Source organism: Streptomyces sp. NPDC005706 (assembly GCF_040631045.1).
GTDB lineage: Bacteria > Actinomycetota > Actinomycetes > Streptomycetales > Streptomycetaceae > Streptomyces.
Map to the genome: position 1 here is coordinate 30,959 of NZ_JBEXYS010000009.1, position 18,810 is coordinate 49,768.

Annotated in this window: 17 protein-coding genes; 8 read left to right on the forward strand and 9 right to left on the reverse strand. The window is 73.1% G+C overall.

Annotated elements, in window-relative coordinates:
* The first annotated feature begins 34 nt into the window (after nucleotides 1-34).
* The 4 genes from ABZ478_RS17530 to ABZ478_RS17545 all read left to right on the forward strand — a co-directional run bounded on the left by ABZ478_RS17530 (nucleotide 35) and on the right by ABZ478_RS17545 (nucleotide 3,188).
* Nucleotides 35-400 (forward strand): Rv2175c family DNA-binding protein, encoded by a 366-nt coding sequence (locus ABZ478_RS17530; RefSeq protein ID WP_359550123.1) that lies wholly within the window; start codon nucleotides 35-37, stop codon nucleotides 398-400.
* A 90-nt stretch (nucleotides 401-490) separates the two neighbouring features.
* Nucleotides 491-1,138: a thiamine phosphate synthase gene (thiE, locus tag ABZ478_RS17535; protein WP_359550126.1), complete on the forward strand. Its 648-nt coding sequence runs from the start codon at nucleotides 491-493 to the stop codon at nucleotides 1,136-1,138.
* 137 nt (nucleotides 1,139-1,275) lie between these two features.
* Nucleotides 1,276-2,199: a methylenetetrahydrofolate reductase [NAD(P)H] gene (metF, locus tag ABZ478_RS17540; protein ID WP_359550128.1), complete on the forward strand. Its 924-nt coding sequence runs from the start codon at nucleotides 1,276-1,278 to the stop codon at nucleotides 2,197-2,199.
* Nucleotides 2,200-2,255: 56 nt separating this feature from the next.
* Nucleotides 2,256-3,188, forward strand: a complete 933-nt coding sequence (locus tag ABZ478_RS17545) for a hypothetical protein (RefSeq protein ID WP_359550131.1) — start codon at nucleotides 2,256-2,258, stop codon at nucleotides 3,186-3,188.
* 22 nt (nucleotides 3,189-3,210) lie between these two features.
* On the opposite strand, the gene ABZ478_RS17550 is transcribed toward ABZ478_RS17545, so the two are convergent.
* The 5 genes from ABZ478_RS17550 to ABZ478_RS17570 all read right to left on the reverse strand — a co-directional run bounded on the left by ABZ478_RS17550 (nucleotide 3,211) and on the right by ABZ478_RS17570 (nucleotide 9,352).
* Nucleotides 3,211-4,725, reverse strand: a complete 1,515-nt coding sequence (locus ABZ478_RS17550) for an NAD(P)/FAD-dependent oxidoreductase (RefSeq protein ID WP_359550132.1) — start codon at nucleotides 4,723-4,725, stop codon at nucleotides 3,211-3,213.
* A gap of 57 nt (nucleotides 4,726-4,782) precedes the next feature.
* Nucleotides 4,783-5,397 carry a DUF4126 domain-containing protein gene (locus ABZ478_RS17555; RefSeq protein ID WP_359550135.1) on the reverse strand — a complete coding sequence of 205 codons (615 nt, stop codon included), beginning with the start codon at nucleotides 5,395-5,397 and terminating at the stop codon, nucleotides 4,783-4,785.
* A 373-nt stretch (nucleotides 5,398-5,770) separates the two neighbouring features.
* On the reverse strand, nucleotides 5,771-6,400 hold the full coding sequence (locus ABZ478_RS17560; protein WP_143636475.1) for a TetR/AcrR family transcriptional regulator: 630 nt from the start codon (nucleotides 6,398-6,400) through the stop codon (nucleotides 5,771-5,773).
* A gap of 47 nt (nucleotides 6,401-6,447) precedes the next feature.
* Nucleotides 6,448-8,532, reverse strand: a complete 2,085-nt coding sequence (locus tag ABZ478_RS17565; protein WP_359550136.1) for a YhgE/Pip domain-containing protein — start codon at nucleotides 8,530-8,532, stop codon at nucleotides 6,448-6,450.
* Nucleotides 8,504-9,352, reverse strand: a complete 849-nt coding sequence (locus ABZ478_RS17570) for an ATP-binding cassette domain-containing protein (protein ID WP_359550139.1) — start codon at nucleotides 9,350-9,352, stop codon at nucleotides 8,504-8,506. Before ABZ478_RS17570 ends, ABZ478_RS17565 begins: the two co-directional genes overlap by 29 nt.
* Nucleotides 9,353-9,515: 163 nt before the next feature.
* Between ABZ478_RS17570 and ABZ478_RS17575 the strand changes: the two genes are divergently transcribed.
* The 3 genes from ABZ478_RS17575 to ABZ478_RS17585 all read left to right on the forward strand — a co-directional run bounded on the left by ABZ478_RS17575 (nucleotide 9,516) and on the right by ABZ478_RS17585 (nucleotide 11,693).
* Nucleotides 9,516-10,079: an SAV_6107 family HEPN domain-containing protein gene (locus ABZ478_RS17575; RefSeq protein ID WP_359550142.1), complete on the forward strand. Its 564-nt coding sequence runs from the start codon at nucleotides 9,516-9,518 to the stop codon at nucleotides 10,077-10,079.
* Between the two features lie 180 nt (nucleotides 10,080-10,259).
* Complete coding sequence (locus ABZ478_RS17580; protein ID WP_359550144.1) at nucleotides 10,260-11,030, forward strand: methyltransferase; 771 nt, start codon at nucleotides 10,260-10,262, stop codon at nucleotides 11,028-11,030.
* A gap of 276 nt (nucleotides 11,031-11,306) precedes the next feature.
* Complete coding sequence (locus ABZ478_RS17585) at nucleotides 11,307-11,693, forward strand: DUF3040 domain-containing protein (RefSeq protein ID WP_359550147.1); 387 nt, start codon at nucleotides 11,307-11,309, stop codon at nucleotides 11,691-11,693.
* Between the two features lie 124 nt (nucleotides 11,694-11,817).
* Here the strand turns inward: ABZ478_RS17585 and ABZ478_RS17590 are convergent, their stop codons facing one another.
* From ABZ478_RS17590 to ABZ478_RS17605, 4 genes are all read right to left on the reverse strand, one after another.
* The gene (locus tag ABZ478_RS17590; protein WP_359550149.1) at nucleotides 11,818-14,208 is read right to left on the reverse strand and encodes a DUF3488 and transglutaminase-like domain-containing protein; all 2,391 of its coding nucleotides are present in this window, start codon (nucleotides 14,206-14,208) and stop codon (nucleotides 11,818-11,820) included.
* Nucleotides 14,208-15,566, reverse strand: coding sequence for a DUF58 domain-containing protein (locus ABZ478_RS17595; protein ID WP_359550152.1), 1,359 nt, complete (start codon nucleotides 15,564-15,566; stop codon nucleotides 14,208-14,210). Before ABZ478_RS17595 ends, ABZ478_RS17590 begins: the two co-directional genes overlap by 1 nt.
* On the reverse strand, nucleotides 15,566-16,582 hold the full coding sequence (locus ABZ478_RS17600) for a MoxR family ATPase (protein ID WP_358931298.1): 1,017 nt from the start codon (nucleotides 16,580-16,582) through the stop codon (nucleotides 15,566-15,568). The genes ABZ478_RS17595 and ABZ478_RS17600 overlap by 1 nt, the downstream gene beginning before the upstream one ends.
* A 324-nt stretch (nucleotides 16,583-16,906) precedes the next feature.
* Complete coding sequence (locus ABZ478_RS17605) at nucleotides 16,907-17,455, reverse strand: carbonic anhydrase (protein WP_358931038.1); 549 nt, start codon at nucleotides 17,453-17,455, stop codon at nucleotides 16,907-16,909.
* A gap of 384 nt (nucleotides 17,456-17,839) precedes the next feature.
* On the opposite strand from ABZ478_RS17605, the gene rsmH reads away from it, so the two are divergent.
* Entirely contained in the window at nucleotides 17,840-18,796 is a 957-nt protein-coding gene (rsmH, locus tag ABZ478_RS17610; protein WP_359550153.1) for a 16S rRNA (cytosine(1402)-N(4))-methyltransferase RsmH, read from the forward strand.
* The last annotated feature ends 14 nt before the right edge of the window (nucleotides 18,797-18,810 follow it).

The following is an 18,810-nucleotide window of genomic DNA, read 5'->3' on the forward strand; positions in this document are numbered from 1 at the left end:
CCGACTGTCGGTGACGGATGGCAGGCTAGATCCCGTGACCGAGATTGACGCAAAGATCGATGCACTCGTCCCCGGCTGGCTCACCCTCCCCGACATCGCCGAACGGCTCGATGTCGAGGTGACGCGCGTGCGGCAGCTGGTCAAGGAGGGCCAGCTCATCGCCGTACGCCGAGGTGAGAACCGGGCGCTGCACGTCCCCGCCGCCTTCATCGACGAGGACAAGGTCGTCAAGGGCCTGTCCGGGACCCTGACGCTCCTGCGTGACGACGGCTTCACGGTCGAAGAAATGATCGAGTGGCTCTTCACCCCCGACCCGACCCTGCCCGGCACCCCCGCGCAGGCCCTGAGCGAGAATCGCGGCACGGAGGTGAAGCGGCGCGCCCAGGCGCTCGCCTTCTGAACCGATCCGCACCGCGCGGTGGCGTACCGGCCCCTGTCCGTACGCCACCCGCTCGCACACCCATGGACACCGACCCGGGGGGACCCACGCATGTCCGACACCGCCCGCGACCGACTCGCCGACGCCCGTCTGTACCTCTGCACGGACGCCCGCAGACGGCAGGGCGACCTCGCCGAGTTCCTGGACGCGGTCCTGGCGGGCGGTGTCGACGTCGTTCAGCTGCGTGACAAGGGCATGGAGGCCGCCGAGGAACTGGAGCACCTCCAGGTGTTCGCCGACGCCTGCGCCCGGCACGGCAGGCTGCTCGCGGTCAACGACCGGGCCGATGTCGCCCACGCCGCCCGCGCCGACGTGCTCCACCTGGGCCAGGGCGATCTCCCCGTGCCCGCCGCCCGCGCCGTCCTCGGTGACGGCGTGCTGATCGGCCGCTCCACGCACACCGAGTCCGAGGCCGCCGCGGCCGCCGTCCAGCGGGGCGTGGACTACTTCTGCACCGGCCCGTGCTGGCCCACCCCGACCAAGCCCGGCCGGCCGGCCCCCGGCCTCGGCCTGGTGCGGTACACCGCGGGCCTGGGCACCGACCGCCCCTGGTTCGCCATCGGCGGCATCGACCACGGCAACCTGGAGCAGGTGCTGGACGCGGGCGCCCGCCGGGTGGTCGTGGTCCGCGCGATCACCGAGGCCGACGACCCGGGTGACGCCGCGGCCCGGTTCGCCAAGCGGCTGCGCCGGCGGTAGCGGCGGCGGCGCCGCGGACGGGGTGCGGTCCGGGGCCTGTCCGGGTTTCTGTCCAAGGGGTGGACGAGGAAGCGGCAAATCGGGCAAATGACCGGCGTCCGGTTGGGGTACCGCCCACCCCTGGCTAACCTGCGGGTATGGCCCTCGGAACCGCATCCACCAGGACTGATCGCGCACGCACCGTGCGCGACATCCTCGCCACCGGCAAGACGACGTACTCGTTCGAGTTCTACGCGCCGAAGACGCCCCAGGGCGAGCGGAACCTGTGGAACGCGCTGCGCAGGGTCGAGGCGGTGGCGCCGGACTTCGTGTCCGTCACCTACGGCGCCGGTGGCACCACCCGCACGACCACGGTCCGGGAGACCGAGCAGATCGTCGTCGACACGACGCTCACACCCGTCGCCCACCTCACCGCGGTCGACCACTCCATCGCCGAACTGCGCAACATCATCGGCCAGTACGCGGACGCCGGCATCCGCAACATGCTCGCCGTGCGCGGCGACCCGCCCGGCGACCCGATGGGCGACTGGATCCCGCACCCCCAGGGCCTGGAGTACGCGGCCGAACTCGTCCGGCTCATCAAGGAATCGGGCGACTTCTGCGTGGGCGTCGCCGCGTTCCCGGAGATGCATCCGCGCTCCGCCGACTGGGACACCGACGTCCGGCACTTCGTGGACAAGTGCCGCGCGGGCGCCGACTACGCCATCACGCAGATGTTCTTCCAGCCGGAGTCGTATCTGCGGCTGCGCGACCGGGTCGAGGCCGCGGGCTGCGAGACACCCGTGATCCCCGAGGTCCTGCCGGTCACCAGCGTGCGGATGCTGGAGCGGGTGCCCAAACTCAGCACCGCGCTGTTCCCGGACGCCCTGAAAGAGCGCATCCTCACAGCGAAGGACGATCCGGCGGCGGTACGCTCCATCGGTATCGAGTTCGCCACGGAGTTCTGCGCACGGCTGCTGGCCGAGGGAGTGCCCGGACTGCACTTCATCACGCTCAACAACTCCACGGCGACCCTGGAAATCTACGAGAACCTGGGCCTGCACCACCCCCCGCAGGCCTAGACCGGCCGCACCGCGATACGACACACTGCGTAGCGGCCACTGGGAGAGGGGCGTACATGGGCTGGACGGTCCTCTACATCGCGTTCGGCGTCGTCGCACTGTGGCTGCTCGGTGAGGTGCTGCTGCAGTACAAGGCGCGGTTGCGCTGGCGGCTGCTCGCCTTCGCCGGCTTCCTCGGCGTGGTCGTCGGTGTGCTGATGCCATCGGTCGTCGTCATCGGCGCGGGCGCGATCGCCTTCGCGCTCGGCCAGACCTACGTCACGCTGTCCTTCCGCCGCGGCTTCGCCGCCGGCTGGGCGGTCAAGCGTCCCGAGGACGAGGCGGAGGGCGGCAGCAAGCGCCGTCGCGGCAGGACGGAGCGTCAGGACCCGACGCTGGAGGTCTCCGACCTGGAGGCGGGCGAGGGCCACGACGACGCCGGCTACGGCCACGACGGTGACGGCTACGGCCGCGAGCGGCTCGCCCACGGCGACGACTACGACCGGGACGACGTCTTCACCCCGGCCCGCTCCGCCGAGCCGTCCGCCGCCGAGACCACCGACGTCTACGAGCCGCAGCCGCTTCCGGACGACACCGGCTCCTACGGCGTCTACGGCGACACCGCCTACGCGGCCGCGGCCCAGCCCCAGGGCGCCGACCAGAACTACGCCTACGACTACTCGGGCTACGGTCAGCAGAACTACGGCTACGACACCGGCGGCCAGCAGGGCTACGCCAACTACTCCGACCCCTACGTCGGAAGCCAGGGCTACGGCGGTACCGCCTACGACGCCGGCTACGGCCAGCAGCAGTACGGCCAGCAGGGCTACGGCCAGGACCCCTACGCCATCGGCGGCTACGGCGAGACCCCGGCCGGCGGGGTCTGGGTCCCGCAGCAGCGCAGCGACGACAACTACGGCGGCGAACTCCCGCAGGAGCAGCCGTACCCGTACCAGGGCAACGGGCAGCAGCAGCCCGGAGCCGGGTACGACGAGCAGTACCGCTTCTGACACCCGGTACCCGGCTCCCGGCTCACTGGGAGCCGCGGAACCCGGGTCCTTCCACGATCAGCCCGGCCACCAGCGCCCCCGACATGCCGGCGTGCGGCAGCCCGCCGCCGGGGTGGGACCAGCCGCCCACTCGGTACAGCCCGGGCAGACGCGTCGTGTTCGCCGGGTACAGGAATCGCCCCCGGCCCGCGGCGAGTGCGGGAGCGGGCACGGCCCCGGTCGGGGCGCCCGTCTCCGCTTCCGTGTGCGCGGGCGTGCGTACCTCGTGCCACAGCAGACGCTCCCGCAGCCCCGGCACCGCACGCTCGGCGGCTTCGAGCAGGAAGTCCGTGTAGCACCGGACCGTGCCCTCGTCCTCCCAGGCGGTCCCGGCCGGGACCACGGCGGACACCACCACGGACTCGTGCTCGCCGTCGGGTGCCAGTGCGGGGTCGTCCGGGCGCAGCACGGTCACCGTGGGAAACACCGGCCGGTCGCCGCCGGGCGAGGCCAGGAGGTCCAGCTCGGCCTGGTTGTCGGGAGCGTGGACGACCGTGCGATGGACGGCTCCGGGCTCGCGCCCGCCCCGCAGGGCCAGCAGGGCCGTGAACCGTCCGGGCCGGGGCAGGACCGGATCGTCGGCACGTACGTCCCCGTCCGCGTCCAGCGGACGCTGCGTCAGGGCCCGCAGCCGCGCCGGGTCCACGTCCGCCACCACGAAGTCCGCCTCGGCCGTCGAACCGTCGGAGAGTTCCACCCCCGCCGCCCGGCCGTCCCGCTCCAGGATCCCGGTCACCTCGGCGCCGAAACCGAACTCGACCCGCCGCTTCAGGCACCGCTCGTACACCGCGCCCGCCAGCTCCCGCATGCCTCCGCGCACGTACCAGGTGCCGAAGGCGTGGTCCATGTACGGCAGCACGGCCGCGCTCGCCGGCACGGTCCGGGGGTCGAGGCCGTATCCCAGCGCATGGCTCTCCAGGAGGGCCGCCAGACGCTCGTCGCGCAGCTCCCAGGCGCCGATCTCGGCCAGGGTGCCCGCCCGGCGGGTGCGCAGCAGCCGTTTGTGCGGCACCGACGGATAGGGGTCGCGCTCGGCCAGCACCTGCCAGTTCGGCCAGAGCGGCTCCTCCAGCAGCGGCCGGCGGGTGCGGTCCCAGGCCTCCCGGGCCCGCACCAGGAAGTCCCCCCAGCGCTGCCCGGCGCCGGCGCCCAGCGCCTCGTCCAGGGCCTCGACCACGCCCGCGCGCGAGGCGTTCGGCAGGGCCACCTCGGTGCCGTCCGCGAAGACGTGCCGCGCGGACGGGTCGACCTGTACCAGCTCGACGACGTCCTCCAGCGCCTCCTTGCCCGTTTTGACGAACAGGTCGCGGTACACGGCGGGCAGCGGCAGCAACCCCGGCCCGGTGTCGAAGGCGAACCCGTCCCGCTCGAAGCGGCGCACCGCTCCGCCGTACGTCCCCGTACGCTCGTACACCGCCACCCGGTGGCCCGCGACGGCCAGCCGGGCAGCGGCCGCCATCGCGCCCATCCCGGCGCCGATCACCGCAATCCGTGCCATGACCGTGACTTTATCCACCGGCACCGACAGCCCGGCCGACGGGCGGTGCGGACCGGGTCAGCCCGGCGGTCCGGACGCCCGGGAGGCCAGCCGCCGTTCCTCCCGCCGCTGCGCCCGGCGCCGCAGGAAGCGCCGGATGCGGGAGACCAGGAACCACAGCACCACCAGCCCGGCGGCCAGCAGAACCGCCGCGATGACCGCGGCCGCCTCGGGATGGAACATCGCGAACGACACGATGCCGGCGACCCCCAGGTCCTCCGCGGTGCTCAGCACGAAGTTGCTGAACGGTTCCGGTGAGGTGTTGACCGCCATCCGGGTACCGGCCTTCACGCCGTGGCTGGCCAGCGCCGTCGAACCGCCGAGCAGCCCGGCCGCCACGTCCGTCATCGAACCGCTCTGCCCGGCCAGCAGCGCTCCGACCCAGGCGCCCGCGAGCGGCCGTACGACGGTGTGCGCGGTGTCCCACACCGAGTCGACGTACGGGATCTTGTCGGCAACCGCCTCGCACAGGAACAGCACGCCCGCCACGATCAGCACCTCGGGCCGCTGCAACGTCCGCGGGACGTCGTCGCTCACCCCGGTCATGCCGAACAGCCCGAGCAGCAGCACCACCGCGTAGGCGTTGATGCCGCTGGCCCAGCCGCTGGTGAAGACCAGAGGGAGTACGGACACGCAAGGGATCGTAGCCATCCGGCGGGCCGCCGTCCCGGGCACGCGCTCGGCACTGAGTATCCGTACTCAGACGGCCAGATGAGTACGCGCACGGATGGGGCGCGACCGCCGGGCACGGGAGAGTGGGGGCACGGCAGGGGGCGCGGGCCCGGCACCGCCGGCACGGGGCGGCGGAACGGCGCCCGCGCCCTGGCCGCTCCTTCCGCCGATCCGTCGGCGGAAGCGAGGCACGGGGGACCCGCGGCGGACCACCACGGGGGACCATCGGGGGAGAACCGTACGGGGGCGCACGGGGGAGTACGGGAAGTACGGGGGAGTGGGAAGGCGCCGGTCCGGCAAGGGACCGGCGCCTTCTCCGTGTTCCCGGCGCGTCTCAGCCCTTCCCGCTGACCCGTCCCTGGAGCAGCCGGGACAGGGCCGCGTGGACGTCGTCCAGGGAGCGCTCCGGCTGGAACGACTTCCAGTCCAGGGCGGCCACCAGCACCATGCCGACCAGCGCGGCCGCCGTCAGCTGGACGTCGATCTCGTCGCTGAACTCACCGGCCGCCACGCCCTCGCGCAGCACCCCCTCCACGACGGCGACGGCCTCCTGCCGGACCACCATCAGCGTGGACTGCCAGGCACGGTTGGTGCGCCACAGCTCGGCCACGTAGAGCTGGGTGAAGGCCGGGTAGCGGTCGATGAAGACCAGGCCCGCGCGGACCATCGCGTCCAGCGCGTCCACCTTGCCGCCGCCCTCCGCCGCGGTCCGCTCGGCCGCCTCCCTGAGGGAGGCGGTGAGCAGGCCCACGCCGTGCCGCAGCAGCTCCTCGAAGAGGACCGACTTGCTCGCGAAGTTGTAGTAGACGGTGCCCTTCGCGACCCCGGCCCGCTCGGCGATCTCGTCCACGGTGGTGGCGGAGAAGCCCTGCTCGGCGATGAGCGTGACGGCGGCCTCGTAGAGCTTCTGCCGGGTGGCCTCGCGACGCGTGCTGCCGCCGGAGGTGGCGCTGCTGCTTTCCATGGCCCCGATTGTCACAGGTACGCGCGCGTGCGGGGACGTCCCCGGGATCACAGGCTCAGTTCCGGGTGCAGCCGGTCCAGCGTCCACACCTGCCGGCGCCGGGCCGCGAGGGCGGTCAGCGCGACGGCGCCCGCGGTGAAGGCGGTCAGCACACCGCACGCCTGCCAGACCGGGCCGAGCCCGCCGCCCGTGATCAGCCGGCGCAGGGCCTCCACGATGTAGCTCATCGGCAGGAAAGGGTGGATGGCGTTGAAGAAGCCCGGGCTGGTCTGCACGGGGTAGGTGCCGCCCGCCGAGGTGAGCTGGAGCATCAGCAGCGCCAGCACCAGGATCCGGCCCGCCGCGCCGAAGCGGGCGTTCAGCCACTGCACGATCGCCGCGAAGCACGCCGCCACCAGGAACAGGAACCCGACCGTGCCGGCCGCCCGCGCCATCTGCAGCCCGATCGCCCAGTGCAGCACGGCCATCAGCGCGGCCGTCTGCAGCACGCCCACCGCGACGACCGGCAGCCAGCCGGCCAGCGCGATCCGCCAGGCCGGCGAACCGGCCGCCAGGGCGCGCCGGTTGAGCGGCGGGATCAGCATGTACGCCACCATCGCGCCGACCCACAGGGACAGCGGGATGAAGTACGGGGCGAAGCCGGTGCCGTAGTTGGGCGCCTTGTGCAGGTCGTGGGAGGCGAGCTGGACCGGGTCGGCCATCACGCCGGTGCGCTGGTCGCGGTCCTGCTTGTCGTAGTCGGGGATCTTCTTCGCGCCGTCGTGCAGGCCGCCGGCCAGCTTGCCGGAGCCGCCGACCAGCTTGTACATGCCGCCGCTGAGGGTCTGGGCGCCCGACTCGGCGGTGCCGATTCCCTCGTCGAGCTTCGCCGCCCCGGTGCCGGCGGTGCCGATTCCGGCGTGCAGCTTCTTGGCGCCTGCGGCGACCTCGGCCGCGCCGTCGTTCAGCTCGTTGATCTTCTTGACGGCGTCGTCGACGTCCTCGTAGAGGTGCGGGGCGCGGGCGGCGAGTGCCTGGGCCTGCTTCTGGAGCGTGGCCAGGTTGGCCCGCATGGTCTTCAGGGAGCCGTCCTGGTCGGCGATCAGCGTGTTGAGGTCGTCGGCGACGGTGGCCACGTCGGCCGCCGCCTGCTTGGCCTTCTTCAGGTCGGGACAGGCCGGGTCGGGGATCACCGCCTTCTCGCAGCGGGCCTCGTAGATCGCGTCCAGCGCGGCCGAGGAGGCGTGGGCGGTCCTGGCGGCGCCCGGCGCCAGCTTCACCATGGTCTCGAGGTTGTGCCGGACGGTCGCGGCCGAGTCGGCGACCAGCCGGGCGGTGTCCCCGATGGTCTTCTCGTTGTCCTTCAGGAACGGACCGGCCTGCTTGTAGACGCCGTTGACGTTGTTCGCGAGGGTCTGGGTGCCGTCCGCGACCCGCCGGGAACCGTCCTCCAGCCTGCCGGCGCCCGAGTCGAGCTTCTTCAGCCCCTTGGCCAGCTTGCCGCTGCCGCTCTTCGCGTCCTTCAGGCCGGCCGCGAGGTCCCTGGAGCCCTTCTCGGCCTTGCCGATGCCGCCCTTGAGGCGGTCGGCGCCCTTGGCGGCCGTCACGGTCTTGCCGTGGATGTCGGAGAAGGAGATGAAGATCCGGTCCAGGAAGGTCCGGGACGTCTTGCTGGACGCGGCCGAGCGGACCTCGTTGAAGACGGTCCTGGAGATCTGACCGACGATGTAGTTGTTCGCGTCGTTGGTGCGCACCCTGAGCGCGCTCGTCTCGGGGGAGTCGCCGGAGCTGGACGCGATCCGGCCGCTGAAGTCGGCGGGCATGGTCAGCGACAGGTAGTAGGTGCCGTCCTCGACGCCCCGGCGGGCCTCGGCGTCGCTCACCTCGTGCCACTCGAAGGTCCGGCTGTCGCGCAGCCCGGCCACGATGTCGTCGCCGGCGGTGACCTTCTTTCCGCCCGCCGTGGCGCCCTTGTCGTCGTTCACCAGCGCCACCGGGATACGGTCCAGACGGCCGTAGGGGTCCCAGAAGGACCACAGGTACAGGGCGCCGTACAGCAGGGGCAGCACGAGCAGCGCGACCAGCGCGGCACGCGGCAGCTTCCCCCGTCCGAAGCGCCTCAGCTCAAGAGCGGCCAGCCTGGGCGTGCGCATCCGCCTCCTCCTTCCGGCCGTTGTCGTCGTCGGTGTCCGGGGCGGCGTCGTCGCCCGGTTCCGGGCTGCCGTTCCCGGCCGTCCGGTTGCTGTCGCCGGCCGGGTCGGGCCCGCTGTCGCCGCCGGTCCTCCCGGCCGGCTCGGTGGAGACGGCGAGGCAGTCCGCGGGGGCGGTGCGGCACACGGTCACCACCGTCGTGCCCGCGCGCGCGAGCGAGCGCAGCAGGTCCCAGATCCCCTCGCGCTCGGCGTCCGAGAGCTTCATGTCGATGTCGTCCACGCCGAGCAGCCGCGGCCGGCCCAGCAGGGCGAGCGCGATGGACAGCCGCAGTTCCGCCGGGCGCTCCAGGTCCCGCACCGCCGTGCGGGAGCCCTTGGGGAGCGTCTCCGGATCGAGTCCGGCGGCGGCCAGGGCGGCGTCGACGCGCAGCCGGGCCTCGTGCGCGCGGTCCCGGCGGGGCCGCAGCACCTCCCGCAGGGAGTCGCCGAACCGGTGCTGCAGCAGGGCCCGTTCGCGCAGGTGCTCCCCGACGGTCAGGGCCGGCTCCAGGTCGGTGACACCGGCCACGTTGGCGACGGCGCCGACCCGGCGCACGGCGGCCATGTGGCGGGGGAGTTTGAAGCCGGCCACCGTGGCCACTCCCTCGGTGGGCTTCATCCGTCCGGTGAGCGCGAGCAGCAGACACGTACGGCCGGAGCCGGACGGTCCCTCGATCGCGATCAGCGAGCCGGGCTCCGCGTCGAGCGTGACGTCCCGGAAGACCCACCCTCGTGGTCCCTTGAGCCCGAGGCCCTCGGCGGTCAGGTGCGCGCCGTCCACAGCTTCCCCCTTGCCTGCTGTTTTTGCACTGACTGGTCAGTACAAAACTACTCCCGAACCCCTGATCGAAGCAAAGCGGCAGGTCAGAACGGATTGTCAGTGCCATACCTCACGATGGGCACATACGGCATCCGTGCCGTCACCAGACGACAGGAGGTTCGTCATGGCCAACCCGTCCGCAGCCGCCGCCCACCGGCGCCGCGCCACCGGCCCTGCCCCCTCACTGACCGGCCCGGCGGGCGACGTGCACCCCGTGCTCCGCCGGGCCACGGCCCCGCCCGCTGTCCTCGACCTGCTCGCCCAGGCCCGCGCCGGACTCGAGGAGGCCGGCCGCCTGGAGACACCCAACGAGCGCTACGCGACCGCCCACCTCGCCGCCCTGCGCACCGCCGCCGCGGTGCTCGCGGCGCGGGGCCGTCCGGAGACCTCCCCGCGCCGCCGTGCGCGCATCCGCAGCGCCTGGGAGGTGCTGCCCGAGATAGCTCCCGAACTGACCGAGTGGAGCGCGCTGTTCGCCTCCGGCGCGGCCCGCCGCGCCCGGGCCGAGGCGGGCATCCAGGGCGCGGCCGGCCGGCGGGACGCCGACGACCTGACACGCGACGTGGCGATGTTCATCCGCATCGTCGAGCGGATGCTGGTGCTCCAGCCCGTCCTGCCCCAGCCGCGCCACGACACCGGGGAGCCACCGGGCCCACCCGCCCGCGAGGACCTCCCGGACGCGGGCTGACCTCGGCCGTCCGCCCTGCGAGACGGACGGGGCCCACCCCACCGCGATGACCGGGCACGGCGGCGGAGGCAATAGGGTGGAGGCGCCTGAAGCCTTCCTTCCTCCCGCATCCGGGCCGGGGAGGGCACCCCGTTCGCGCCGCCGGGCAACAGGCGGTGCCGCGCCGAGGAGTCAACTGCCGTGTCGGACCCGATGCGCCCCCGTTCCTCCCTCCGTACCGCAGTGGTCTGGGAGGTCCTCCAGGACGCCCTGGACCGCCGGATCAAGGCCACGGGGCGGGAATCGCTGGACGTCCTCGACACCGGGGGCGGCAGCGGCAACTTCGCCGTGCCCCTCGCCGGCCTCGGTCACCGGGTCACCGTCGTCGACCCCAGCCCCAACGCGCTGTTCGCCCTCGAACGCCGCGCCGCCGAGGCCGGGGTCGCCGACCGGGTCCGGGGCGTCCAGGGCGATGCCCACGGCCTGTTCGACGTGGTCGAGCGCGGCGGCCACGACGTGGTGCTGTGCCACGGGGTCCTGGAGTACGTGGACGACCCGGCCGAGGGCGTGCGCAACGCGGTGGCCGCGCTGCGCTCCGAGGGGGTCCTCAGCCTGCTCGCCGCCGGTCTCGGCGGTGCCGTGCTCGCCCGTGCGCTGGCCGGTCACTTCAAGGAGGCCAAGCAGGCCCTCCAGGACCCCGAGGGCCGCTGGGGCACCGGGGACCCGGTGCCGCGCCGCTTCACCGCCGAGCAGCTCACCGCGCTGGTGGAGGGCGCGGGCCTGCGGGTCGGCGCCGTGCACGGCGTACGGGTCTTCGCCGACCTCGTGCCCGGCGTCCTGGTGGACACCGAGCCCGGTGCCATGGACGCCCTGCTCAAGCTCGAGGCGGCGGCGGCCGAGCTGCCCGCCTTCCACTCGGTCGCCACCCAGCTCCATGTGCTCGGTGAGACGCGGGCGGCCACCGAGGCCTGAGTGCTCCTGGTGACCCGCCGCTGATCAGGGGCTCGGCGGCGGATGGAGTACGCCACAAGCCACCCGATCGAGCGGTTTGCGCCGTATGATCGAGGTACGCCGTCCGGCATGACGGGTCGGCCGCCGGGGAATGGAAGCCTCAGCGAGCCGGGACGGCCTGGATGGATTCCGGTTGGCCAATTGGCGCAGAGGGGCGGGTTTCACGGGGGCGATTCCCTGCCTATCCTGAAGGGACCCCCCGGGTCGCCCCGGCGACTGCACGATGAGGAGGACTCCGTGCCGCTCTCGGAGCACGAGCAGCGCATGCTCGAGCAGATGGAGCGAGCGCTGTACGCCGAAGATCCCAAGTTCGCGTCGGCGCTTGAGGGAAGTGGGCTGCGGACGTACACCCGGCGGCGGGTCTACCAGGCGGTCGTGGGCTTCCTCGTGGGTATCGCGCTCCTCATGGCCGGAATGGTCGCACAGCAGATCTGGGTCAGCGTGGTGGGCTTCCTGGTGATGCTGGGCTGTGCCGTGCTCGCCGTCACCGGCTGGCGGAAGGCCCCCAAGCCGGGTGAGCAGCCCGCGGGCGCCCCGCGCCCCCAGGTACGGCAGAAGCGCTCCATGATGGACCGGATCGAACAGCGCTGGCAGCGCCGCCGCGACGAGCAGCAGGGCCACTAGCGCCCGGCGTTCGGACCGGGTCGGCACGGCGGCGAGCGACGAAGGACATCCGTGAGGGGTGACCACCATCCGGTGGTCACCCCTCACGTGTGCCCTGGGGCCGCCGGTCCGCGGCCCCGCGGCCTCAGCCCCGCTGGCCCGACGGCCGGCGCCACGACGGCCGGGCCGCCACCGCGCGTTCCCTGAGCGCCGTCCACCGGTCCGACGCCGCCCACAGCACCCGCACGGCCGAACGCGGCGCGAACAGCGCCCGCAGCCTCGTCCGCCGGCGCACGCCTCCGTACAGGGCGGCGACCACCCGGCGCACGTCCTCGGCGAGGCCCGCCACCGGTCGCGGCCGGGGCGCGTACAGCACCTGCTCCACCGCGTCCGCCACCCGGTTCACCGCGGCTCCGGAGGTCGCGTCGAGACGGCCCAGCCGCACGATCCTGGCCGCCGCGTTGCGCGGGGTCAGCGACTCGTCCGGGAGGATGCCGAGGTCCCAGGCGCTGTCGGTCAGCTCCTGCCAGGCCAGCAGCGCGTGGGCGCCGGCGCCCTCCGCCGTCCGCGCGTGCCCGCCCAGCCGGACGGCCCGCAGCCGGGCCCGCCACAGCAGTGGCAGGAACGGCACCGCGAGCACGGCCAGGACGCCAAGCCCGATCAGCCCGAGCCACAGCAGATCCCAGCCGCTGCCGCCACCGCCGGAAGGCGCGACCGCGGCGGCCGGACTGTCGCAGGCCTCGAGCCTGCGCAACTGCGCCGAGCAGCTGTCGCTCGGCGAGGCCGCGGCCGAGGGCGCCCGGGACGCCCCGCGCGACGGCAGCGCCTCGTCCGGCTCCGACGTGCCCGGCGTGTTCGACTGGGTGTACGAAGGCACCGTGCCCCGGGTCGGGGTCGGCTCGAAGCGGGTCCAGCCCACGCCCTCGAAGTACAGCTCGGGCCAGGCGTGCGCGTCCTTCAGCGACACCGAGACCGAGCCGTCGGCCTGCGGGGTGCCGGGCGCGAAACCCACCGCGACCCGGGCCGGGATCCCCAGCGTGCGGGCCATCGCGGCCATCGCGAAGGAGAAGTGGACGCAGAAGCCCTGCTTCTTCCGCAGGAAGTTCGCGATCGCGTCCGGGCCCTGGCCGACCTCCACCTCGGTGTCGTACTGGAAGCCGCCGTTCACCGCGAACCAGTCCTGGAGCTTGACCGCCTCGTCGTAGTGGCTGGACGAGCCCGCGGTGATCTCCTCGGCGGTCCTGGCCACCACCTTCGGCAGCCTGGACGGCACCTTGGTGTACTCGCGCCGCAGGGCCACGGGCGCCTGGGGCGCGGCGGCCAGCTCGGCGGCGGTCGGCCGCACGTCGAGGCTGCGTACCTCGTAGACCTCGCCGCGGGTGTTCTGGCCGTGGTCGCCGACGAGCGTCATGCCGACGGGCTCGTACCGCCAGTTGCCGCTGATGCTCACCCGGCTCGGCGGGTACGGCATCGGCAGCCAGTCCTGGGCGTACCAGTCCGCCGCGGTGATCCTGGTGCGCACCGCGGTGCGCTTGACGCCCGAGTCCAGGCCGGCGGGGGTCGGCAGGACGTCCGGCAGCGCGACGATGTGCCGTTGGGACGGCTTCCAGGTCGTGCCGTCGAAGTCGTCCAGGGACACGATCCGCAGATACATGTCCGACAGGTCGCCCGCCGTGGTCCGCAGCGACAGCACCTGGCGGTCGTTCTCCACGTTCAGGCTGTCGCGCAGCGACACCAGCGGGTTGACCGCGGAGATCGTGCCGCCCCTGCCGTTGCCCGCGCCGACGCCCGTCCCCGGGGCGTCCAGCAGCCCGCCCTGGATCGAGAACAGGGGAATGGCCGGCACCAGTACGGCGACACCGAGAGCCACCGCGCCGAGCCGGCGACCGGCGCGCACCGGCGCCACCGCCCCGCTCTCCGGTGTGTCCGGGTCGCGGGCGGCGCCGCCGAAGACGCGGCCCCACTGGGCCAGCCGGTCCCGGCTCTCGGCGAGGAGCAGCATCAGATAACCGGCCGCCGCGATCAGGAAGGACAGCCAGTCGGTGCCGCTGTCGGACAGCCCGGCCGCCACCGAGTACAGCGCGAGCAGCGGCAGACCCGCCGGGGCCGCGCTGCGGAAGGTCACCGCCAGGGTGTCGACCAGCAGACCGATCACCAGGACCCCGCCGATCAGCATCAGCTCGATGCCGTCGGTGAGCGGAGCCGGTATCGCGTAGCGGCTGACGTCGTCGGAGCCCTGCTGGAGCAGATCGCCGAAGTACCGGAACGCGTCCGGGCCGGGAACCAGCCCGCCGACCGCCTGCCGCCGGGCGAAGACCAGGGTCAGCAGCATCAGCGTGACCAGAGCCTGCGCCGCCACGGTCAGCGGCCGCGCCAGCGGCACTCGCCGGGCCGCCGCGCCCACCCCGGTCTGCACGGCGACCAATAGCACCGTCGTGAACAGCCACGTCGGCTGGTCGACCAGGGGCAGCAGCGCGCACGCGGTCATCAGCGTGGCCGCGGCGGCGCACAGGGCCAGCCGGGCCCGCCCGCTCATCACCGTGCCTCCCCGCCGACGCCGGTCAGGCCCGAGCGCTCCCGGTCCGCCTGCCGCCACAGCTCGTTCAGCGACGCCCCGCGCGGCACGCCCAGCGCCGTCCAGCCCGCCTCGCGCAGCATGCGCAGCCGCTCCTCCTGCCGACTGCCGGGAGCCGGCGCACCGGTCGTCTCCCGCACCCACGCGTCCGGGTCCAGCACGAACGCCAGCGCTCCGCCGCTGCGCTGGCGCATCTTGGCGACCACCGCCGCCTGCTCCTCGTCCAGGTCGCCCAGGAACGCCACCAGCAGCCCCTCGTTACCGCCGCGCAGCGAGTCGTACGCCCGGGACAGGCCCGTGCCGTCGGAGTGGTCGATCACCGCGAGGGTGTCCATCATCAGTCCGGCCGCGTCCGCGCTGTCCGGGCCGCTGCCGGCGAACCCGTCGGCGCCCTCCCCGGGCACCGAGGTGCCACCGTCCGTCAGCAGCCGCACCGAGAAACCCTGTTCGAGCAGGTGCGTCAGGACCGACGCGGTACCGGAGACGGCCCACTCGAACGCCGAGTCGGGGCCCGCGCCCTCGTAGCCGATCGCCCGGGTGTCCAGCAGCACCGTGCAGCGCGAGCGCCGCGGCTGCTCCTCGCGGCGCACCATCAGCTCGCCGTAGCGCGCGGTGGAGCGCCAGTGCACCCGGCGCAGGTCGTCGCCGTACCGGTAGCCGCGAGGGATCACGTCGTCCTCGCCGGCCAGGGCCAGGGACCGCCGGCGCCCGTCGCCGTACCCCCTGGCCTCGCCGCTGAACCGGACCGGTGTCAGTGGCTCGGTGCGCGGTATGACGGTCAGCGTGTCGTACGTCGAGAAGGACCGCGTCAGCTCGCACATCCCGAACGGGTCGGTCAGGCGCAGCTGCAGCGGACCCAGCGGATAGCGGCCGCGCAGGTCGGAGCGGACCCGGTACGACACCTCGCGGCGCCCGCCCGGCTCCACCCGGTCCAGCACGAAGCGGGGCCGGGGCCCGAGGACGTAGGGCACCCGGTCCTGGAGCATCAGCAGGCCGGTGGGCAGCCGGGAGACGTTGTCCATCCGCAGGTGCACGCGCGCCTCGCCGGCGGCGGGCACGCGCGCGGGGGAGAGCCGGCGGCTGCCGGCCACCCGGTAGCGCGTGCGGTACAGCACGGCCGCGCAGAGCAGGGGCAGCACCGCCAGCAGCAGGCCGACCCGCAGCAGATCGCTCTGGCCCAGCACGTACGCGCAGACCGCGGCCGCGATCCCGGCCGCGAGGAAGGAACGCCCGCGCGTGGTGAGCCCCGCCAGGGCGGTCCGGACGCCGCCCGCGTCCCCGCGGTCGGGCTCCGCCCGCCCCGCCCCCCCGGTGCTCATCAAAGACCCCGAGGGGGCTGCTGGGGGTAGGCGGGCATGGTCCGGCCCAGCGAGCCGAAGCCGCCGTGCTGCTGCGGCGACGCGGGTACGGCGGTGTGCTGCAGGATCTCCAGCACCACCTGTTCGGCCGTACGCCGGTTGAGCTGGGCCTGTGCGGTGGGCAGCAGCCGGTGGGCGAGGACGGCGACGGCGAGTTCCTGCACGTCGTCCGGCAGCGCGTAGTCCCGGCCGGCGAGGGCGGCGGACGCCTTGGCGGCGCGCAGCAGATGCAGGGTCGCGCGCGGGGACGCGCCGAGTCTGAGGTCGGGGTGGGTGCGCGTGGCCGAGACCAGTTCCACCGCGTACCGGCGCACGGCCTCGGAGACGTGCACCCCGCGCACGGCCTCGATCAGCTTCACGATCTCGTGCGCGTGCGCCACCGGCTGCAGGTCCTCCAGCGGGCTCACCCCGCCGTGCACGTCGAGCATCTGCAGCTCGGCCTCGACGCTCGGGTAGCCGACGGAGACCCGGGCCATGAAGCGGTCGCGCTGGGCCTCGGGCAGCGGGTAGGTGCCCTCCATCTCGACCGGGTTCTGCGTGGCCACCACCATGAACGGGCTGGGCAGTTCATAGCTCTGCCCGTCGATGGTGACCTGCCGTTCCTCCATGGACTCCAGCAGGGCCGACTGGGTCTTCGGCGAGGCGCGGTTGATCTCGTCGCCGATCACGATCTGCGCGAAGATGGCACCCGGCTTGAACTCGAAGTCCCGGCGCTGCTGGTCCCAGATGGACACACCCGTGATGTCCGAGGGCAGCAGGTCGGGCGTGAACTGGATGCGTCGCACCGAGCAGTCGATGGACCGCGCCAGTGCCTTGGCCAGCATCGTCTTGCCCACGCCGGGGACATCCTCGATCAACAGGTGTCCCTCGGCGAGCAGTACGGTCAGCGAAAGCCGTACGACCTCGGGCTTGCCCTCGATCACACTCTCCACCGAACTGCGGACACGCTCCACAGTGGCGGTCAGATCATCCCCCACGCTCGACTGCGCTCGCGCGGGGACACCCCCATGGCTCGCACGATCGTCATAGGTCGTCACCCGGCCCTCCTCGGCCCTTTCTTACTCGGGCCGACGCTCTGCGCTGCGAAACCGGCCCACCCCGAAACACGGGCACCGCGCCGGAACGGTTCCGGGCGACGCCACACCCCGCATTCTTGCCGCCGTTACCGATTCGTGTCACTCGCCTGTGGACAACTGCCCGCACTATGTCGGCCTTGGGGCCTTTTCGGCTGCCGATCCAGACGGGCGGCGACGGAATGCCCGCGCGATGCGGGGGTGTTCGTGACGGGCCGGTGTGCTTCGTCAGGCGGGGTCGATCTCGCGCAGGCGGCCGGTCTTGACGTCGAACACGAAACCGCGCACGTCGTCGGTGTGCAGCAGGAACGGCGAGGTGCGCACGCGCTGCATGGACTGCCGCACGTCCTGGTCGACGTCCCGGAAGGCCTCCACCGGCCACGCGGGACGCTGGCCGACCTCCAGCTCCAGCTCGTGCCGGAAGTCCTCCGTGATGGACTCCATGCCGCATCCGGTGTGGTGGATCAGCACGACGCTGCGGGTGCCGAGCGCCCGCTGGCTGATGGTCAGGGACCGGATCACGTCGTCGGTGACGACCCCGCCCGCGTTGCGGATGGTGTGGCAGTCACCGAGCTGCAGACCGAGGGCCTTGTGCAGGTCGAGTCGGGCGTCCATGCAGGCCACGACCGCGACCCGCAGGACGGGCCGGGCGTCCATCCCGGGGTCGCTGAACTCGGCGGCGTACCGCTCGTTGGCCTCGAAGAGGCGGTCCGTGACGGTGCCGTCACCCGCTATGGTTCCATCGGCTCCGGGCTGAGCTGCTGCAGAAGTCGTCATACCCAAGACCGTACTGGTCATCCCCGCTCCGGTCCTGCTGTGCAGAGCGGACAAAGAACGCCATTGTGGCTTGTTGTGAGCGACTCCACACACAGCGCGAACCGTAATCGCGCCCGGTCGGGCGACGCGCAGGCCGGTTGATTGACCGCGCGACCCGGTGGACTAAAGTGACGCGAAGCGGGAGGCGCGGCTCTCCCTGCTGGTGAATCCCCCGGAGACCCCGGCCCTCACCCGGACGGTCTCCCCACGTGCGCGGCGCGTACGTACGGCTCGGCCTCCTCCCGCTCCCGGCCGGCCGACGCTTCCGGCGCCGGCGGGCCTCCCCTTCACGGAGCGGGCGGGGACCCGGCGGTGCGTACGGCCCGTCGGAAACGAGAGGCCCCCTTGAGCGAGAGTCGACACGTCCCGGTGATGCTCCAGCGGTGCCTGGACCTGCTGGCACCCGCCCTGGAGCGGCCGGGAGCGGTGGTCGTCGACTGCACCCTCGGCCTCGGCGGCCACAGCGAGGCGCTGCTGAGCCGGTTCCCCGAGGTGCGCCTGATCGGCCTCGACCGGGACAAGGAGGCGCTGCGCCTGTCGGGTGAGCGGCTGGCGCCGTACGGGGACCGGGCCACCCTCGTGCACGCGGTGTACGACGAGCTGCCCGAGGTCCTGGACCGGCTCGGCATCGCGCGCGTGCAGGGCGTCCTGTTCGACCTCGGCGTGTCCTCCATGCAGCTCGACGAGGCCGACCGCGGTTTCGCCTATGCCCAGGACGCCCCGCTCGACATGCGCATGGACCAGACGACCGGCATCAGCGCCGCCGAGGTGCTCAACACCTACCCGGCGGGCGAACTGGTGCGGATCCTGCGCGCCTACGGCGAGGAGAAGCAGGCCAAGCGGATCGTCTCGGCGATCGTCCGGGAACGCGAGAAGGAGGCGTTCAGCAACAGCGCGCGGCTCGTCGAGCTGATCCGGGACGCGCTGCCGCAGGCGGCCAAGCGCACCGGCGGCAACCCGGCCAAGCGCACCTTCCAGGCCTTGCGCATCGAGGTCAACGGCGAGCTGTCGGTCCTGGAGCGGGCGATCCCCGCGGCGGTCAAGGCCGTCGGCGTCGGCGGGCGCGTCGCCGTGCTGTCGTACCACTCGCTTGAGGACCGGCTGGTGAAACAGGTGTTCGCGGCGGGCGCCGCCACCACCGCGCCGCCCGGACTGCCCGTCGTGCCCGAGCGCTACCAGCCGCGGCTCAAGCTGCTCACGCGCGGTGCCGAACTTCCCACCGAGGAAGAGATCGCCGAGAACCGCCGGGCCGCCCCGGCCCGGCTGCGCGGCGCAGAGCGCATCAGGGAGGACGCCGAGTGAGCGAAACGGGTCGG

Coding starts and splice junctions, on each gene's coding strand:
- thiE (WP_359550126.1), top strand. CDS start 491: ATGTCCGACACCGCCCGCGACCGACTCGCCGACGCCCGTCTGTACCTC.
- ABZ478_RS17575 (WP_359550142.1), top strand. CDS start 9,516: ATGGCCAACCCGTCCGCAGCCGCCGCCCACCGGCGCCGCGCCACCGGC.
- ABZ478_RS17560 (WP_143636475.1), bottom strand. CDS start 6,400: ATGGAAAGCAGCAGCGCCACCTCCGGCGGCAGCACGCGTCGCGAGGCC.
- metF (WP_359550128.1), top strand. CDS start 1,276: ATGGCCCTCGGAACCGCATCCACCAGGACTGATCGCGCACGCACCGTG.
- ABZ478_RS17565 (WP_359550136.1), bottom strand. CDS start 8,532: ATGCGCACGCCCAGGCTGGCCGCTCTTGAGCTGAGGCGCTTCGGACGG.
- ABZ478_RS17545 (WP_359550131.1), top strand. CDS start 2,256: ATGGGCTGGACGGTCCTCTACATCGCGTTCGGCGTCGTCGCACTGTGG.
- ABZ478_RS17605 (WP_358931038.1), bottom strand. CDS start 17,455: ATGACGACTTCTGCAGCAGCTCAGCCCGGAGCCGATGGAACCATAGCG.
- ABZ478_RS17590 (WP_359550149.1), bottom strand. CDS start 14,208: ATGAGCGGGCGGGCCCGGCTGGCCCTGTGCGCCGCCGCGGCCACGCTG.
- ABZ478_RS17550 (WP_359550132.1), bottom strand. CDS start 4,725: ATGGCACGGATTGCGGTGATCGGCGCCGGGATGGGCGCGATGGCGGCC.
- ABZ478_RS17595 (WP_359550152.1), bottom strand. CDS start 15,566: ATGAGCACCGGGGGGGCGGGGCGGGCGGAGCCCGACCGCGGGGACGCG.